Consider the following 16,072-nt stretch of genomic DNA (forward strand, 5'->3'; position numbering starts at 1 on the left):
TAGGCTTTTGACGATGATTGATCACCGTGATGAACACAAAGAATCTCTTTTTCTTAGTTATGCAAAAAAGTTGATGAAGCGCGCGAAATCTATTGGCTATCAGTCACCCCGTCTGTGGCGTAACCTTGCTGCATTGGAAACGTTCGAGCCGGCGCGGCTCACGAGGAGAATTTCAGCATGAAAAAGATTGGCTTCTTATCTTTTGGTCACTGGACCCCATCATCACAATCCGCCACCCGTTCGGCGCAGGACGTACTGCTGCAATCGATTGATTTAGCAGTCGCCGCCGAAGAGTTGGGTGCCGATGGCGCTTACTTCCGCGTGCACCACTTTGCGCGTCAGTTGAGCTCACCGTTTCCGCTGCTGGCGGCGGTCGGTGCGCGCACCAAAAAGATTGAAATTGGTACCGGCGTGATCGACATGCGCTACGAAAACCCGCTGTATATGGCGGAAGATGCCGGTGCGGCGGATCTGATTTCTAACGGTCGTCTGCAGCTCGGCCTGAGCCGTGGCTCGCCGGAGCAGGTTATCGAAGGCTATCGCTACTTTGGCTTTGATCCGCAAAACGGTGAGAGCGATGCCGATATGGGCCGTCGCCATACCGAGGAACTGTTGGAAGTGCTGCGCGGTGAAGGTTTTGCTAAACCCAATCCGCAGCCGATGTTCCCCAATCCACCGGGCTTGCTGCGTCTTGAGCCGTTCTCGGCCGGTTTGCGTGAGCGTATCTGGTGGGGTTCTGGCTCCAACGCGACATCTATCTGGGCGGCGCAGCAGGGCATGAACTTGCAAAGCTCTACACTGAAAGATGATGAAACCGGCGAACCGTTCCACGTGCAGCAGGCGAAGCAGATTCGTGCCTATCGTCAGGCGTGGGAAGCGGCGGGCCATCAGCGTACGCCGCGTGTTTCGGTGAGCCGCAGCATTTTTGCGCTGACCAACGACACCGACCGCGCCTACTTTGGTCGCAGTGGACAGGATCGGGATTCGGTGGGTTTCCTCGACGAGAAAACCCGCGCCATCTTTGGTCGCAGTTATGCCGCCGAGCCGGATCAGTTGATCAAACAGCTGGCGCAGGACGAAGGGATTGCCGAAGCGGATACGCTGTTGCTGACTATCCCGAATCAGTTAGGCGTGGATTACTGTGCGCACGTGATTGAGAGCATTTTGACCCACGTTGCACCGGAGTTGGGTTGGCGTTGATGTAATAAATTGCGTTGCTACAACAGATGCACCATTCCGTAGCGGCGCGATTTATCGCGCAATAAATTGCCCCGCTACGAACACCGACTAATTACCCATCAAAACGCTGTTTCCAGTGAATCTGTGACGCAATAATCATCATCCACCAGCGGCAGATAGCGCCATTTATCAAAGGCGGTACAAGGATGCGAAATACCGCAGCCGACCCAATCGCCTACCTGCAGCGGCTCATCCTCCGGCAATAACAGATAAGCATGCTGATCGTTCACATCACTGATACGCAAATGCGTCGCCGCGCGTGGCGCGCTGCCATCGGCGTTGCGGATCCACAGCGGATTGGGCAGATCCTGATCGAACGGGACATCGCGGCGGCCAAAATCGACGAATGCCAGGCCCGGCTCCGGACGCGACAACACGCGGCCCCAAATCTCCAGCGCGGCAGCAAAATGATGCGTTGCGCCCGGCTGAGCAAAGGGCGCGATACGTGCATAGAGTCCGCTGTCGTGCGCCATATAGGCGCCGGACCGGATCAGCGGCGTCATCGGCAGCGGCAGTTTCGCCGCGGTGAAGCACGCGGTCACCACATCAAACCAAGCGCCGCCACCGGCGCTAAGGATGATGTGATCGCTGGCAAACAGCTGCTTTTCCGCCAGCAATTCAGCGGTAGCGATCATCATCTGGCAGTAATCTTTCACACGCTGAATGCCGCTTTCATCGCGGCCTGCACCGAGCGCGCCTTCATAACCGGCCACGCCCACCAGCTTGAGCGCCGGGCAGGCGGCGATCGCTTCGGCAATCGCCATCGCATCTTGCTGAGAACGACAACCGGTGCGGCCGCCGCTGACAGACATCTCCAGCAGCACCGAAATCTGGCTGTCGCCGAGGTTCCGCGCCAGTAGCTTCACGCCTTGCAGCGAATCGACGTAGCACAGGAAGCCATGATCGGGATGCTGCTGCTGCCATTGCGCAATCCAGCGAATACCCGCCGGATCGACCAGCTCGTTGGCGAGAAACACATTGCGGATACCGAACTGACGCAGCGCGCGCACCTGCGCGGGCGTGGCGGCACCCAAACCCCACGCGCCGCCTTCGCTAATCGCGCGGCGCAAAACGGCAGGCGACATCGAGGTTTTCCCGTGCGCGGCCAGCATCACGCCGTTTTCGCGGCAGAAGTCTGCTAGCTGGCGCAGATTGTTCTCCAGCGCCGACTGTTTCATGATCATCAGCGGCGAAAACACCTGATCGCTGCTCAGCACCGCCGTGCCGAGAGCCAGCGGCGACTCGCCGGCTCCGGCAACCGATTTAAAACGTGGCGCGGTTTGCTGCGCATCCAGTAATCCATCCGCCTGCAGCGGAAAGCGAATCGACATAGATCCTCCTGTTAGTGCTCAAGTACGCGCGATAAAAACTGCTGCGTGCGCGGGTTCTGTGGATTGACGAAAATCTGCTCGGGCGAACCTTGCTCGGCAATCACGCCCTGATCCATAAACACCACGCGGTCAGCGGTTTTACGCGCGAAGCCCATTTCGTGTGTCACCACCACCATCGTCATGCCTTCACGCGCCAGGCTGCGCATCACTTCCATGACTTCGCCTACCAGTTCTGGGTCCAGCGCCGAGGTAGCTTCATCGAAGAACATGATTTTCGGTTCTACCGCCAGCGCACGGGCAATCGCCACGCGCTGCTGCTGACCACCGGAAAGCTGCGCCGGATAGTGATGCGCGCGCTCGGCCAGTCCGACGCGCGTCAGCGCCGCCATGCCGCGTTTATTGGCTTCGGCTTCCGACAGCCTTTGCGCTTTGATCAGCGCCAGCGTGACGTTGCCGAGCGCGGTTTTGTGCGGGAACAGGTTGAACTGCTGGAACACCATGCCAACGTGACCGCAGATTTCGCTGGCGCGCTTGCGTTGGTGCAGCGGAACGTCGTTGACCCACACTTCACCGCCGTCGGCCACTTCCAGCCCGCTCATGATGCGCAGCACGGTACTTTTGCCAGAGCCGGATGCGCCAATCAGCACCAGCACTTCGCCCGGTGAAACATCCAGGCTGATCTCTTTCAGCACCTGGGTTGCGCCAAATGATTTGGTTATCCGGCTTAAGGTAATCGCGGATTTGCTCATGAGATTTGGCTCCTGGTTTGATGATGTTGAACCCAACGGGAAAGCGGGAAGCAGACGGCGAAGTAGAGCAGGGCGACCAGACCGTAAACCACCACCGGCTGACCGATGCGATCGACAATCGCCTGGCCCTGATGCATCAGTTCGGACATGCCGATCATGCTGACGATCGAGGTGTCTTTGATCAGGGAAAGATACTGGCCCGCCAGCGGCGGCAGCACGATGCCGCGCGTTTGCGGCAGGATCACGCTCATAAAGGTCTGACGCTTCGACAGGCCCAAAATCCATGACACTTCCCACTGGCCTTTTGGCACCGCTTCGATGCCGGCGCGGAATACTTCCGCGATATACGCGCCCTGATAGATGCTCAGGCCAAGAATACCGGCGGCAAACAGGTTGATGTCATAGCCGAAATAGGCGACGCCGAAGTAGATGAACATCAGCGTGATCAGCACCGGCGTGCCGCGAAACAGCTCGGTGTAGATCACCGCAATCTGCTTCAGAACGGGCAAGCGGCTGGTGCGCAACACCGCCGCCAGCAAGCCCAGCAGCGTGCTGCCAATGATCGCGGCCACCGACAGCAGCAGCGTGATACCGAGCCCTTTTAGCAGAATCGGTAACGAACTAATGATTAACTCGTTCATAGCGCGTTCTCCCGTTTCACTGGATTAGTCAGCCATTTTCTTGCCCACCACCAGGCGGACTTTTTTACCGGGGTCACCAGCGGCGGGTGGAACATGCGCCGTCCTGCCATCGTTCCCAGCCAGGAGAACAGGTTGCTCAGCACCAGATAGACCAGGGCAACGACGCTAAATGTCTGGATATACAGCAGCGTGCGCGCATTAATCACTGTGGCGGTGCCGGTCAGTTCAGGCAGCGCAATCGCTGACAGCAAAGAGGTGCCGAGCAGCAGCTGAATCAGGTTGTTGATAATGGCGGGCCACACCGCGCGCGCCGCCTGCGGCAGCACCACGGTGAGAAACACCTGACGACGGGGAATGCCCAGCACCCATGCGGCTTCTAGCTGGCCTTTCGGCACCGATTGAATGCCTGCGCGGAAGGTTTCGGACAGGTAGGCACCGACGTTAATCCCCAGCGCCAGCACGCCAGCGGTAAAGGCGCTCATGGTGATGCCGAGCGACGGCAGACCAAAAAAGATGATGAAGATCTGCAGCAGCACCGGCGTGTTGCGGATGAACTCAACGTAGCAGTGACTGATCCAGCGCAGCGGGGCCAGCGGCGACGCTTTCGCCAGCGCCGAGAGCAAACCGAGCGCCACCGCCAGCGCAAACGCCAGCAATGTCACTTGCAAGGTGAGCCACGCGGCGGCAAGAAAAGTGTCGGCGTAGTGCCACAGGGTTAGCCATTGATAACTCATGGTTCTGCTCCTTCGGGCGGCGCAGCAGCAGTTGCCGCGCCGCGTGGGATCAATATTGCGGATTCAGCGGATAACGCGGTTTGTTGCCGAACCATTTCTGATACAGCTGGGCGTTTTCACCGGAGGCGTTAATTTCAAACAGGAATTCGTTGAGATAGTTGGTCCAGACCTGATCGCCCTGCTTCACGCCAAAGGCGTTGTATTCCAGCGGCACCAGCGCTTCATTGGTCACGGTTAACGTTGGGTCGAGCTTGGCCTGATAGGCGAGGAAGTTGTTATCCTCGATCATCGCATCAGCCTGGCCCTGTTTCACCGCGAGGATGGCAGCCTGCGATGAGTCGTACTCCTGAATCTTCACGTCAATGCCCAGGTTGCGCACTTCGTCACCGTTGGTCGAGCCTTTCACCGTGGCGATGGTTTTGCCGCCCATATCGTGTGCGGACTGGATGCCGCTGTTCTTGCGCACCAGCATCGCTTCACTCGCCACCACATACGGGTTGGTGAAGCCGATCTCTTTGGCGCGTTCCAGATTGCGGGTGAAGTTGCAGAACACCACATCCACTTTATTGGTTTGCAGATTAGGAATGCGGTTGGCGCTGGTGGTGTTGACCATTTCCAGTTTCACGCCCATCTCTTTGGCCAGCGCTTTGGCGAGATCAACATCGTAGCCGTCCGGGTTACCGTCTTTATCGTAAAAACCGAACGGGGCGAAACTCAGGCAGTCACCGACGCGCAGCGTGCCACGTTGCAACACGGTCTGCAGCGCTGATTGCGGCGCGGCGCCCGCTGCTTTTTTCTCTTCGGTTGGCGTACAGCCCGCCAGCGTCAGTAATACCAGCGCGCCGGCTAGCGCGTTGAGGCTCACTTTTAGCGATGTTGTCTTCATTGTTATGCTCTCTTTAGAAATTTTGACGAGACGGTGTAATACCGTTATTTCACAGCAAAATAGAAAGGCATCAATTAATAACAGGCTGTCCTGGTGTGGGCGGAGAAAGTAAACATTCGCCAGCCTGTTTTAACCGTAATATTTATTTACGATCGGCGCGGAAGCATTTCATATCGACTTCGACTTTGCAGTCGACGACTAAATCCTGCACGCTACAAATACGCGCCGGGGGATTTCCGCTAAATATCTCACTGAATACTTTATTAAATGAACTGAAATAACGCGCATCGGTTAATACCGCCGTGACATGCACCACATCCTCGACGCGATAACCGGCTTCGCGCATGATGGCGAGACAGTTTTCGAACGCCAGCTGCGTCTGTTCGATGATGCCACCTTCCACCACTTCGCCGTCGCGCATCGGCGTTTGGCCGGAGATGTAGAGCCAGCCATCGGCTTCAACCGCGCGGGCAAACGGCAGTTTCTGCCCGCCGGTACCGGTTCCGCCTTCTACGCCATAACGTTTAATCGTCATCCCTTTCTGCTCCTGTTGCAGCGAAAATCTGCTTACTGTGTTGTCTGATATACCAGACTGCTATCTGCAATACTGGATAGGGCAAGATTTGCACAGGAAATTTTTTTTTGCAATATGTGCACAGCGATTTAATTTTTTGTGATGTCGTCGGATCGCAAAATAAAATTAACTTTTGTCTGTGTTTATATTGGAGTGTGATCGTTATCGTAGTTTTATAAATGTTGAGTGAGCGTATTGCGCCATAATGAGGCACCAAAATTGATCGTGCTAATTAATGGCAGGTAATTAATATTTATTTAATCCGGGATGGGTAAAAGCCGATGCGCGGTGTATCATGCCCTTCTTTCATTGCCTTTAGCTGTTGTACCCATGCCATCAAGGAGTGAGTTTATGCCGGACGAAAAACCCTCGCGGGCGCGCGGAGTTGACCGGGTTATTGATATCTTTCGGCAGTTGCACAGCGCACGTCAGCCGATGTCGATGCGCGCGTTGATCGACGCCACCGGCGCACCTCGTTCCAGCATCTATGAATTAGTCAGCCTGCTAAGTGAAGCTGGTTTGGTGGAGCTGGATGCCGAAGGCGCAGTGTTCTTTGGCCGTGAGATGCACTATTACGGTGCGGATTATATGGCGCATAACGATCTGATCCGTCGGGCGCATCAGCTGATGGTGGAGATTGTGGCGCGCCACGGTGAAACCGTGCAGCTCTGCATGCTGGAGGGCAACAAATACACCGTGGTGCTCTCTGAGAGCAATGCGCATCCGTTCAAAATCACTTCGGATATCGGCGTGCGTGTGCCGATTACCTGGACCGCGACCGGGCGTTTGCTGCTGAGTAACTGGTCGGACAGCGCGATTCTGGATTTGATCCCGGAGGAGGATTATCGCCTCGCCAGCGGCCAGATCCTCGATAAGCAGGCGTTTCTTGATGAAATTCATCACGCTGGAAAACTCGGTTACTGCATGACCGAAGGCTTGTCGGAAAGCTTTACCTGCTGCATGGCGGCGCCGATCCGTTCGCGCAGCAGTCAGGCGGTGGCGGCAATCTGTTTTATGGTCAGCCGCGATACGCCGCAGGAGCGTCGCCAGATGCTGCTGCAGGAACTGATCACTTCCGGACAAAAACTCTCTGATTTCACCTAACAGCATCCGCATAAAACTCTGTTACAACTGATTGAAGTGGCGTTTATTCTCGCCACTTAAGGTTGTGTTAAGGTAATTGATAATAATAACTATTCTTTTTACCACGGAGTTTTGGCATGAAAACGCGCCTGCTTTTGGCAATGGGATTACTGGCTTCAACGGCGGCGGCTGCCTCCACGTATCCGCTGACCGTCACCGACATGGACGGCAACACGCAAACCATCAACAAAGAGCCGCAGCACATCATATTGCAGGATGGGCGCGACATTCTGACGCTGGCGCTGCTGGATCGCGACGATCCGTTTAAGCGCGTGGTGGCGTGGAACAATCTGCCGAAAAAGCAGGACACGCAAACCTGGGATGTACTGAAAGGGCGCTGGCCGGAAGCGACGAAAATCGTCGATATGGGTTTTAACGATCAGGGCCAGGTCAATCTCGAAAGCGTGCTGGCGCAGAAACCTGATTTGATGATTGCGCAACTGCGCGCCAAACCGGCGTTACAGCAATCGGGCGTGCTCGGCACCTTGCAGAATCTGCATATTCCGGTGGTGTTCCTGGATTATGAACTGCATCCCGCGCAGAACACCGCGCCGAGCGTGACGCTGCTCGGTAAAGTGCTGAACCGCGAAAGCCAGGCCAGGGCTTATACCGATTTCTATCAGCAGAAATTCGCGCGCATCACCCAAGGCGTGGCGCAAGTAAAAGAGAAGCCAACGGTGTTTATCGAGCCGATAGCCGGGAATAGCGACAACTGCTGCTTTACGCACAGCCACAATGGCTGGGGCGGATTGGTGGAAGCGGTGGGCGGCAAAAATATCGGCTCTGAACTGCTGCCGGGCAATGCCGGATTTGTGGCGCTGGAAAAAATCATCGCCATGAAACCGGATGTCTACATCATGACCGGATCGAAACGTCCAAACGCTAATGTGTTGCCGTTTGGTTATGGCGTGCAGCCGGAAGAGGTGAAAGCCACCTTCCAGACGCTGCTGAAGCGCACCGGCCTGGCGCAGATCGAGCCGGTGAAACAGGGCCGCGTATATGGCGTGTACCACCACTTCTATAATCATCCGTACAACATCATCGGCATGGAAATTCTGGCGAAAGATCTCTATCCGCAACAGTTTGCCGATCTCAAACCGAACGCGGATTTCCGCACCATCGTTAAAAATTTCACCACGTTGCCGGATAACGCCATCGATTTGAGTTATCCCGACAACCAGTAATCGCAGGTTTTCCCCGTTCGCCGTAAGGTCGCCATTCATGGCGACCAATCCGCTCCATCAACATTCCTCAATGACAACGTTAATTGTTATGTTATAACATAACTAAAAACACCATTGCGCGTATGCCTATACGTCTTGTGAACCTTGTCACTCAGAGGAGTTGCTATGTCAGCATTAACCCAAAATCAGGATGGTTTCAAAAAACTTCCCGTCACCGTGCTTTCCGGCTTTCTTGGCGCAGGTAAAACCACGCTGCTCAATCACATTCTCAATAACCGCGAAGGGCGTCGTGTGGCGGTGATCGTCAATGATATGTCGGAAGTGAATATCGATGCCGCGCTGGTGCGCGAGGGCGGGGCAGAGCTGTCGCGCACCGACGAAAAGCTGGTGGAAATGAGTAACGGCTGCATCTGCTGCACATTGCGTGAAGATTTGCTGCTGGAGGTCAATCGTCTGGCGAAAGATGGCCGCTTCGATAATTTGGTGATCGAATCGACCGGCATTTCTGAACCGTTGCCGGTGGCGGAGACCTTCACCTTCGCCGATGAAGAGGGGCAGAGTCTGTCTGAAGTTGCCTCGCTCGACACCATGGTGACGGTGGTCGATGGCTTTAACTTCCTGCGTGACTATGAATCGAATGAGAGCATTCAGTCGCGCGGAGAATCATTGGGTGCTGAGGATGAGCGCACGGTGGTGGATTTGCTGGTCGATCAAATCGAGTTCTGTGATGTACTGATTCTTAACAAAACTGACCTGATTAACGAGACGGAAAAAGCGCGGCTGATGGCAATCCTGACGTCACTCAACCCGCGCGCCAACATTATCACCTCTGAATTCGGCAAAGTGGGATTGGATCAGGTGCTCAACACCGGTTTGTTTGATTTTGATGCCGCCGCGCAGGCGCCGGGCTGGCTGCAGGAGTTGCGTGGAGAACACACGCCCGAGACCGAAGAGTACGGCATTCGTAACTTCGTGTTCCGCGCGCGTCGTCCGTTCCATCCGATGCGCTTTGCTCACTTGATTGAAAATGAGATGCACGGAGTGGTGCGTTCCAAAGGCTACTTCTGGCTTGCCAGCCGTCCGCGTCATGCCGGTTCATGGTCGCAGGCAGGCGGCGTATCGCGTCAGGGTTTAGCCGGCATGTGGTGGGCCAGCGTGCCAAAAGATCGCTGGCCGGAAGATGCGGAAAACCTTGGCTACATCTTAGAGAACTGGGTTGACGGCAGCGGCGACGCGCGACAGGAACTGGTGTTTATCGGCATAGAAATGGATGAAAACGCGCTGCGAAGCAAACTGGAAGAGGCACTGTTAACCGATGAGGAAATGGCGCTCGGACCCGATAACTGGGTGGAATTCCCCGACCCGTTCCAGCCATGGTTTAACTGATTAGTCAGGTCGCCATTCCTGGCGACCTTCATAATTACACATTCCCAACCCACATCGACACCTCAACCCCATCGTTAAACGGCAGCGACATAAAACCACGATTACTGTGCATCAGCTCCAGATACTCCGGGCTGAAGTCGGCATCGTCGGCAACAATCAGCGCGCCGGGACGCAAAAACGGCTGCACCAACGTTACAATCTCCGGGTAAATCGCTTTTGCGCCGTCCAGCACCAGCATATCGATGGAGGCGGGGAGATCGCGGCTCAATGTCTGCAACGCATCGCCCACGCGCACCTCAATCAAATCGCTGACGCCGGCATCGGCGAAGTGGTTACGGGCTAACGCCACTTTCCCCGGCTCAAACTCGCAGGTGATGATGTTACCGCCGCCGTTATCGCGCAGCGCCGCCGCCAGATGCAGCGTGGAAATGCCGAATGAGGTGCCGAATTCAACGATGGTTTTGGCATTGCTGCTGCGCGCCAGCATATACAGCAACTTGCCGGTTTCACGTGATACCGCTAACGGCACCTCTTTTAGATGTCCATAAAGTTCCAGGTAATCGGTTTTGCTGTGTAGCAGGCGATGTTGCTCGGCGTCAGTCATGGTTCTGAAGGCATTATTGGTTGGATGCGCCATATTATCGGCCAGCTCAAACAGGTAATTCAGCAGCGGCGCCAGTGGCGCAGAGGTTAAGGTATTCATGTTGTTCTCCGTGCAGACAAATGGATTTTGCTGTGCCAACAGAATACGATGAATCATTCGCATTTCACTATTCGTGTTCAGGAGATGATAGTGACTGAGCCACGTAACATTAAGATTTCAGAGAGAAAAAGACCCAGGCAGGCGCGTTCCACCGAGCTGGTTTCCGCCATTTTGCAGGCGGCTACTCAGGTTTTGGCGCTGGAAGGCGCCGCGCGTTTCACCACGGCGCGGGTGGCGGAACGCGCGGGCGTCAGTATTGGATCGCTGTATCAATATTTCCCCAATAAGGCAGCTATTCTTTTCAGGTTGCAAAGCGAAGAATGGCTACGCACTAGCGATTTGTTAGGTGCGATTCTGCGCAATACCGCCAACACGCCGCGTCAACGACTGCACGATCTCACACTGGCGTTTTTGCATTCGGAATGTGAAGAGGCGGCGATGCGCACCGCGCTGAATGACGCCGCACCTTTGTATCGTGATGCGCCGGAAGTGCAGGAAGCGCGCGCGGCGGGTCAAAACGTCATCAGTGATTTTCTGCGTGAAGTATTACCGCACTCAGAGGAAAGTGAACGATCGCGCGCCGCAGATTTATTGAACAGTACGCTGGGCAATGTTGGGAAACATTTTTCCGAATCGCCGCGCACGCCAGCTGAGATTCAGGCTTACGCGCAAGAGATGGCGGCGATGTTTTGTGCCTGGATCAGGGAAAAAGGCGCCGATTTACAGTAAAAGATGGACTGGAAATCTCTGAAAGCGGTTAACAAACTCATTATTCACATTCTCAATAATCCACACCGCGAGTAAGCTTAACAAAACTTTATTGAGCCGAATGAGCAAACGGGAGAGCAAAATGGCAGTGAAGATGATTGCGGTGGATATGGATGGCACTTTTCTCGATGACAACAAACAATACAACGCGCAGCGCTTTGCGCGTCAGTATGCGTTGCTGAAAGAGAAGGGCATTCGTTTCGTGGTCGCCAGCGGCAATCAGTATTATCAGTTGCTGCGCTACTTTCCTGATATCAAAGACGAGATCGCTTTTGTTGCGGAAAACGGCGCCTGGGTTTCTGACAGTAATGAAGAGATCTTCTGCGGCGAACTGGCGCAGGAGCGCGTGCATCAAATTCTCGACATCCTCGCCAAAGAGCCGGACATCAGCACCGTGGTCTGTGGCCGCAACGGCGCGTACGTGCACACCTCAATGTCCGACGAAGTGATTGCCATGTTGGCGAATCACTATCATCGTCTGGAAAAGTGCGACAATCTCTACGATATCGACGACACCATCTTTAAGTTCTCGCTGAATCTGGCGCACGAAGGCGTTGATGCCTTGATGGAACGTCTGCACGCTGAGTTGGGCGCGATTGAAAACATCATGCATCCGGTTTCCAGCGGTTTTGGGTTTGTGGATTTGATCATTCCCGGCTGCCACAAAGCGCATGGCATCGCGCTGCTGCAGGAAAAATGGGGCATTGATGATTGTGAAGTGGTGGCGATAGGCGACAGCGCCAATGACATCGAAATGTTGCGTCAGGCGTGCTACAGCTTCTCAATGGCGAACGCCGCCGCGCCAGTCAGCGCCGTGTCGCGTTACAGAACCGAAAGCAACAATGACGAAGGCGCGCTTAACGTGATCGCCCGCATTTTGGCGCGCGAAGTGCCGTTTGGCTGATGTTATTGATGCGGAGCGTCATTGCAGGCAATGACGCTCAAGCAGAATGCTAGTTGTTAATTCATCTCACTTACTAGTACCCGTCATATACCTCATTGAGAAAGGGTTATAACGCATAAACCCGCCTGATTTGTCAAAAGTGACCAATGTTGTCGCTCTAATCTTTCCTTTATATATAAGACAATAAAGTATTATTGGAATTGAATCCGAAATTTACTGATAAAATAAAAGCATTATAATGCAATGGTTTGAGGGCTTTTTTACCTTCAACACATCTCGCGATAACTTCACTTGTCTTATAAATGGGTAGGAAAATTCCCTCGAATTAACTTATTACTCTGTTTTTATAAGTTCATCCAGTTGAAAAAATAATGATTACAATTGAAAGGCAATTTAATACTCGATGCTGACTCGATTAACTGAGTGTTTTTTTCTTTTAATTTAAAAGTAATTAAATAATGGTTACAGCTTTAATTATGCTTTGATAAGCTGAGGTTAACTTTTAGATCGTAGAAGATTGATTTTAATCTTAAGAGGATATCTTTATTCAATCTTATGCATTAATATTCAACGCAAGGAGTGCTCGAGTTATGTCATCTCCATTTAACTTTATAATAAGAATTCGTGTTTATATGTTTTTCATCCTTCTTTGCTTTATTGGAGGCACAACATGGGCACTGCAAAAGCTTGGGCTAAATAATAGCCTTCCATTGTGGTCAGCAGGGATGCGGTTTTTGATTGCAAGTGTAATTGTTATTTTTTATTTAATTTTAAGTAAAAGAATTTATATTAATTACGCCGTTTTCAGTCTTGCTGCAGCTAACGGCCTGTTTTATTTTTCGATTCCATTTGGAACAGTTTATTGGGCATCAACATATATACCTAGTGGATTGGTAGCTGTTTTAGCTTCTGGAATTAGCGTATATGCACTACTTCTAAACCATTTCTTACGCGGAAAGCCAGCAACTGGAAGGCAATTATCAGGTGTTTTCTTTGCCATCATAGGTGTATGTGTGGTTTTTGGTGAAGGAGCATCTTTACCGGGCAATGAAAAAAGTATAATTGCTATGTTAGCAGTGTTAGGAGCCATGGGCAGTTCAGCCGCTATAACGCTCAAAGTTCAAAAGCATATTAAAACTCTTCCACTTCTTAGTTTTGTTGCATTTTCCATGCTGAGTGGTGGTTTTTTACTCTTGATTACGAGCTTAATAATTGAAAGTGGTAACCGTTTCTTTTATGGGGAGAGCTTAGGAGCGCTCCTTTATTTAGCAGTAATAGGATCAGTATTAGGATTTACGCTTAATATTACTTTGCTTAAACATTGGCATATTTCTAAAGCTACATCTCATTTATTCATCTCCCCAGTTATTGCATTGTATATGGGCTTCATACTTCTTGATGAAAATATTACCACGACTGTGATTATAGGCACCGCGGTTGTTGTTCTCGGAGTAATGTTAATCGTTTTGCCAAAACGCGAAAAGGAAACTCTTAATGTCAACTCTACAAAAAAACCTGGCCATAATCTGTCAGAATAGAAAGCTACCATTTGTGTTTGAAGAAGCTAAGGCAATGGGTGTCGAAATTACATTTTTTTATAACGATAATGAGTCTCCACCGCCGGAAATTCCCGGTGTTGTGAGAAGCATTGCTTTGCCATTGTTTGAAGATGAAGATAAAGCACTAGATATAGTCATGTTAGAAAATAAAGCGCGCCGAATTGATGGTGTTTTAACACTATTTGAACCGGCGTTAGATTTCGCCGCTAAAATTGCTAACAGGTTGGGATTACCTTTCTTACCTGAATTCGTAGTAGAACAATGTAGAAACAAAAATATGACTCGGCGCGTTCTGCATGATAACGGCCTAAACACACCCTCCTTTATTGAGATTAAAGAAGGAGAATACCCAGACATTGATCAAATAAAATTTCCGCTTGTAGTGAAGCCTACTAATGGATTTTCCAGTCAAGGTGTTACACGAGCTAACAACCCTGATGAATTGAGAAATGCTATTGATAAAGTATGGGAAATTAACCGCACGCAATTGAAAAATTTCATCTATGACAAGGGTGGTGTTTTACTTGAGTCATTTATCGATGGGCCGGAGTTCGCAATCGAAACATTTTCGCATCGTGGTGAGGTAACAGTGCTCTCAATCGGCGATAAAGGTAATGGCAAAGGTCCATACTTTGAAGAAGGTGTTTATATTGCACCTGCTGATATTGATGAGAAACTGCGAGATGAAATCGTAGATGAAGTTAGACGTGCAGTTAAGGCGTTAGGAATTAATGAGGGACCAGCACATGTGGAACTGCGTATTAACCAAAAGCAAATGCCTTTTGTTATAGAAGTCGCACCACGCGTGGGTGGATCCGGAATATCACATTATATTGTGAAAGCAAGCACGGATATAAACTTCCTGCAGTTGGTTATTTGCCACGCTTTAGGTATGGAATTTTCCCAAAAAATGGGGGCATTAGTAAAACCGATATCTACTGCCGGAAATTATATTATTCCTGTGCAGGGGGATGGAATCTTTGTCGAGATTGATGGATTAGCAAATGCCCGTGAGAAATCTGAGGTGGAATATGTTTTTGAATTTATGGAGCCTGGGCATAAAGTTCTTCCATACCCTCATTTTTCAGGTTACCCAGGATTTATTTTAACACGTCATACTGACCATGAAGCTTGTGAATCTTTTTATAACGATTTGCAAAAAAATCTAAAAATAAAATATTCATAGATTCCATAGTTAAGGAGAATGATATGGATCGTAAAATAATAATCCACACTTTAGGGCCAGAAGGAACTAATTGTGAGAAAGCAGGTTATCTTTGGCTGGAAAGTAAGAAGGTTTATGGTGATGTTAAGCTTTATTCAACTCTTGAGGATGCTCTCATTGAAGTCAGGAAGAATACACATGATCTATTATTAGGATGTGCCGTCTATCCAGACTTACATAAAATTGTATTTGAGAACTTAGACTTTTTAGAAATTCAGGATAGTTTTGTAATGCCAACATGGAACATGGTATTAGCAAAAAATCATCGTAGTTCGTCAAATATGGAACAATTTACAATTGTTTGTCATCCAGCGCCATCCCATCTCGCGTATACATACAGCCAGGATGTTCGTTTTGTATCAAGTAATGTACAGGCAGCGCTGGAGTGTGTTAGTGGAAAGGCTTCCGCGTGTATAACAACATTAAAAGCTGCACAAGATAATAATTTAAAGGTCATTCAAGACTTTGGTGAAGTGCCAATGTGTTTCACTCTTCATGGTCATAGACGCTAAGGAGAATTTTTATGGAATGGGTTAAGGATAAGGTTATTATTGAATTATGTCCTCGAATACATGAGTTCAATAAATTGCAAAGTGCTACAGGCGCGGTAGTATGTAACATAGATAAAGCTGAGTATTTGCTGGATGAAATTATAGGTTTGGCTGATGAGATATTGTCTGCTCTGAAACAATCCGATTATGCCCTACAATTGAATACCGACCTTCGTGAATGGAAAAGAGCTGGATTAAATACTGTACCATGTTTTAAACGGTCATTAGATAGCTATGAACCACCTGTAGATGGCGGCAAAACTTTTTACCTGGCTACAATCATTACACCTAATAGTCATAAAGAAAAAGGATATTGGCTGGAGTGCTTTTTGGCTCAACGAAAACAACCCGATGTCTTGCTGCCAATTATGTCTGATTTACCACATCCACAAAATGTCAGCCAAACAATGCACCTGATTGCTTCGTCTTCTGGTTTCAGTGTTGGACACTGCTTAGTCTTCTTTCCAGAAAACGTTAAAAAAAAATAGGGTTGTT

Annotated in this window: 17 protein-coding genes; 10 read left to right on the forward strand and 7 right to left on the reverse strand. The window is 50.9% G+C overall.

Features of this window, described 5'->3' with window-relative positions; all coding sequences use genetic code 11:
* Positions 1-177 precede the first annotated feature (177 nt).
* Positions 178-1,200 (forward strand): LLM class flavin-dependent oxidoreductase, encoded by a 1,023-nt coding sequence (locus KVT28_RS08830; RefSeq protein WP_137387124.1) that lies wholly within the window; start codon positions 178-180, stop codon positions 1,198-1,200.
* Positions 1,201-1,298: 98 nt separating this feature from the next.
* On the opposite strand, the gene KVT28_RS08835 is transcribed toward KVT28_RS08830, so the two are convergent.
* The 6 genes from KVT28_RS08835 to KVT28_RS08860 all read right to left on the reverse strand — a co-directional run bounded on the left by KVT28_RS08835 (position 1,299) and on the right by KVT28_RS08860 (position 6,115).
* Positions 1,299-2,570, reverse strand: coding sequence for an alanine racemase (locus KVT28_RS08835; RefSeq protein ID WP_217547798.1), 1,272 nt, complete (start codon positions 2,568-2,570; stop codon positions 1,299-1,301).
* A gap of 11 nt (positions 2,571-2,581) precedes the next feature.
* Entirely contained in the window at positions 2,582-3,319 is a 738-nt protein-coding gene (locus KVT28_RS08840; RefSeq protein ID WP_217547800.1) for an amino acid ABC transporter ATP-binding protein, read from the reverse strand.
* Entirely contained in the window at positions 3,316-3,960 is a 645-nt protein-coding gene (locus KVT28_RS08845) for an amino acid ABC transporter permease (protein WP_154156654.1), read from the reverse strand. The genes KVT28_RS08840 and KVT28_RS08845 overlap by 4 nt, the downstream gene beginning before the upstream one ends.
* Positions 3,957-4,694, reverse strand: coding sequence for an amino acid ABC transporter permease (locus tag KVT28_RS08850; RefSeq protein WP_217547802.1), 738 nt, complete (start codon positions 4,692-4,694; stop codon positions 3,957-3,959). The genes KVT28_RS08845 and KVT28_RS08850 overlap by 4 nt, the downstream gene beginning before the upstream one ends.
* 49 nt (positions 4,695-4,743) lie before the next feature.
* Complete coding sequence (locus KVT28_RS08855; protein ID WP_137387120.1) at positions 4,744-5,580, reverse strand: transporter substrate-binding domain-containing protein; 837 nt, start codon at positions 5,578-5,580, stop codon at positions 4,744-4,746.
* 142 nt (positions 5,581-5,722) lie between these two features.
* Positions 5,723-6,115 (reverse strand): RidA family protein, encoded by a 393-nt coding sequence (locus tag KVT28_RS08860; protein WP_217547803.1) that lies wholly within the window; start codon positions 6,113-6,115, stop codon positions 5,723-5,725.
* Between the two features lie 390 nt (positions 6,116-6,505).
* On the opposite strand from KVT28_RS08860, the gene KVT28_RS08865 reads away from it, so the two are divergent.
* From KVT28_RS08865 to zigA, 3 genes are all read left to right on the forward strand, one after another.
* Positions 6,506-7,258 carry an IclR family transcriptional regulator gene (locus KVT28_RS08865; RefSeq protein WP_217547806.1) on the forward strand — a complete coding sequence of 251 codons (753 nt, stop codon included), beginning with the start codon at positions 6,506-6,508 and terminating at the stop codon, positions 7,256-7,258.
* 116 nt (positions 7,259-7,374) lie between these two features.
* Positions 7,375-8,481, forward strand: coding sequence for an ABC transporter substrate-binding protein (locus KVT28_RS08870; RefSeq protein ID WP_137387118.1), 1,107 nt, complete (start codon positions 7,375-7,377; stop codon positions 8,479-8,481).
* Between the two features lie 165 nt (positions 8,482-8,646).
* Positions 8,647-9,867, forward strand: a complete 1,221-nt coding sequence (gene zigA, locus KVT28_RS08875; protein WP_217547808.1) for a zinc metallochaperone GTPase ZigA — start codon at positions 8,647-8,649, stop codon at positions 9,865-9,867.
* Between the two features lie 34 nt (positions 9,868-9,901).
* On the opposite strand, the gene KVT28_RS08880 is transcribed toward zigA, so the two are convergent.
* Positions 9,902-10,570, reverse strand: coding sequence for an O-methyltransferase (locus tag KVT28_RS08880; RefSeq protein WP_217547810.1), 669 nt, complete (start codon positions 10,568-10,570; stop codon positions 9,902-9,904).
* Positions 10,571-10,660: 90 nt separating this feature from the next.
* Here KVT28_RS08880 and KVT28_RS08885 point away from each other — a divergent pair, with 90 nt between their 5' ends.
* From KVT28_RS08885 to KVT28_RS08910, 6 genes are all read left to right on the forward strand, one after another.
* Positions 10,661-11,299, forward strand: a complete 639-nt coding sequence (locus tag KVT28_RS08885; RefSeq protein WP_217547813.1) for a TetR family transcriptional regulator — start codon at positions 10,661-10,663, stop codon at positions 11,297-11,299.
* Between the two features lie 121 nt (positions 11,300-11,420).
* The gene (locus KVT28_RS08890; protein ID WP_217547815.1) at positions 11,421-12,242 is read left to right on the forward strand and encodes a Cof-type HAD-IIB family hydrolase; all 822 of its coding nucleotides are present in this window, start codon (positions 11,421-11,423) and stop codon (positions 12,240-12,242) included.
* A 590-nt stretch (positions 12,243-12,832) separates the two neighbouring features.
* Positions 12,833-13,780: a DMT family transporter gene (locus tag KVT28_RS08895; RefSeq protein WP_101761209.1), complete on the forward strand. Its 948-nt coding sequence runs from the start codon at positions 12,833-12,835 to the stop codon at positions 13,778-13,780.
* On the forward strand, positions 13,737-14,987 hold the full coding sequence (locus KVT28_RS08900) for an ATP-grasp domain-containing protein (protein WP_101761210.1): 1,251 nt from the start codon (positions 13,737-13,739) through the stop codon (positions 14,985-14,987). Before KVT28_RS08895 ends, KVT28_RS08900 begins: the two co-directional genes overlap by 44 nt.
* A gap of 23 nt (positions 14,988-15,010) precedes the next feature.
* The gene (locus KVT28_RS08905; protein ID WP_101761211.1) at positions 15,011-15,538 is read left to right on the forward strand and encodes a hypothetical protein; all 528 of its coding nucleotides are present in this window, start codon (positions 15,011-15,013) and stop codon (positions 15,536-15,538) included.
* Between the two features lie 11 nt (positions 15,539-15,549).
* Complete coding sequence (locus tag KVT28_RS08910) at positions 15,550-16,065, forward strand: hypothetical protein (RefSeq protein ID WP_101761212.1); 516 nt, start codon at positions 15,550-15,552, stop codon at positions 16,063-16,065.
* The last annotated feature ends 7 nt before the right edge of the window (positions 16,066-16,072 follow it).

Source organism: Pantoea sp. GbtcB22 (assembly GCF_019091025.1).
Taxonomy (GTDB): domain Bacteria; phylum Pseudomonadota; class Gammaproteobacteria; order Enterobacterales; family Enterobacteriaceae; genus Pantoea; species Pantoea leporis.

Excerpts from the sequence above, each read along its gene's own strand:
- KVT28_RS08830 (WP_137387124.1), top strand. The coding sequence starts at position 178 with ATGAAAAAGATTGGCTTCTTATCTTTTGGTCACTGGACCCCATCATCA.
- KVT28_RS08835 (WP_217547798.1), bottom strand. The coding sequence starts at position 2,570 with ATGTCGATTCGCTTTCCGCTGCAGGCGGATGGATTACTGGATGCGCAG.
- KVT28_RS08840 (WP_217547800.1), bottom strand. The coding sequence starts at position 3,319 with ATGAGCAAATCCGCGATTACCTTAAGCCGGATAACCAAATCATTTGGC.
- KVT28_RS08845 (WP_154156654.1), bottom strand. The coding sequence starts at position 3,960 with ATGAACGAGTTAATCATTAGTTCGTTACCGATTCTGCTAAAAGGGCTC.
- KVT28_RS08850 (WP_217547802.1), bottom strand. The coding sequence starts at position 4,694 with ATGAGTTATCAATGGCTAACCCTGTGGCACTACGCCGACACTTTTCTT.
- KVT28_RS08855 (WP_137387120.1), bottom strand. The coding sequence starts at position 5,580 with ATGAAGACAACATCGCTAAAAGTGAGCCTCAACGCGCTAGCCGGCGCG.
- KVT28_RS08860 (WP_217547803.1), bottom strand. The coding sequence starts at position 6,115 with ATGACGATTAAACGTTATGGCGTAGAAGGCGGAACCGGTACCGGCGGG.
- KVT28_RS08865 (WP_217547806.1), top strand. The coding sequence starts at position 6,506 with ATGCCGGACGAAAAACCCTCGCGGGCGCGCGGAGTTGACCGGGTTATT.
- KVT28_RS08870 (WP_137387118.1), top strand. The coding sequence starts at position 7,375 with ATGAAAACGCGCCTGCTTTTGGCAATGGGATTACTGGCTTCAACGGCG.
- zigA (WP_217547808.1), top strand. The coding sequence starts at position 8,647 with ATGTCAGCATTAACCCAAAATCAGGATGGTTTCAAAAAACTTCCCGTC.
- KVT28_RS08880 (WP_217547810.1), bottom strand. The coding sequence starts at position 10,570 with ATGAATACCTTAACCTCTGCGCCACTGGCGCCGCTGCTGAATTACCTG.
- KVT28_RS08890 (WP_217547815.1), top strand. The coding sequence starts at position 11,421 with ATGGCAGTGAAGATGATTGCGGTGGATATGGATGGCACTTTTCTCGAT.
- KVT28_RS08895 (WP_101761209.1), top strand. The coding sequence starts at position 12,833 with ATGTCATCTCCATTTAACTTTATAATAAGAATTCGTGTTTATATGTTT.
- KVT28_RS08900 (WP_101761210.1), top strand. The coding sequence starts at position 13,737 with ATGTCAACTCTACAAAAAAACCTGGCCATAATCTGTCAGAATAGAAAG.
- KVT28_RS08905 (WP_101761211.1), top strand. The coding sequence starts at position 15,011 with ATGGATCGTAAAATAATAATCCACACTTTAGGGCCAGAAGGAACTAAT.
- KVT28_RS08910 (WP_101761212.1), top strand. The coding sequence starts at position 15,550 with ATGGAATGGGTTAAGGATAAGGTTATTATTGAATTATGTCCTCGAATA.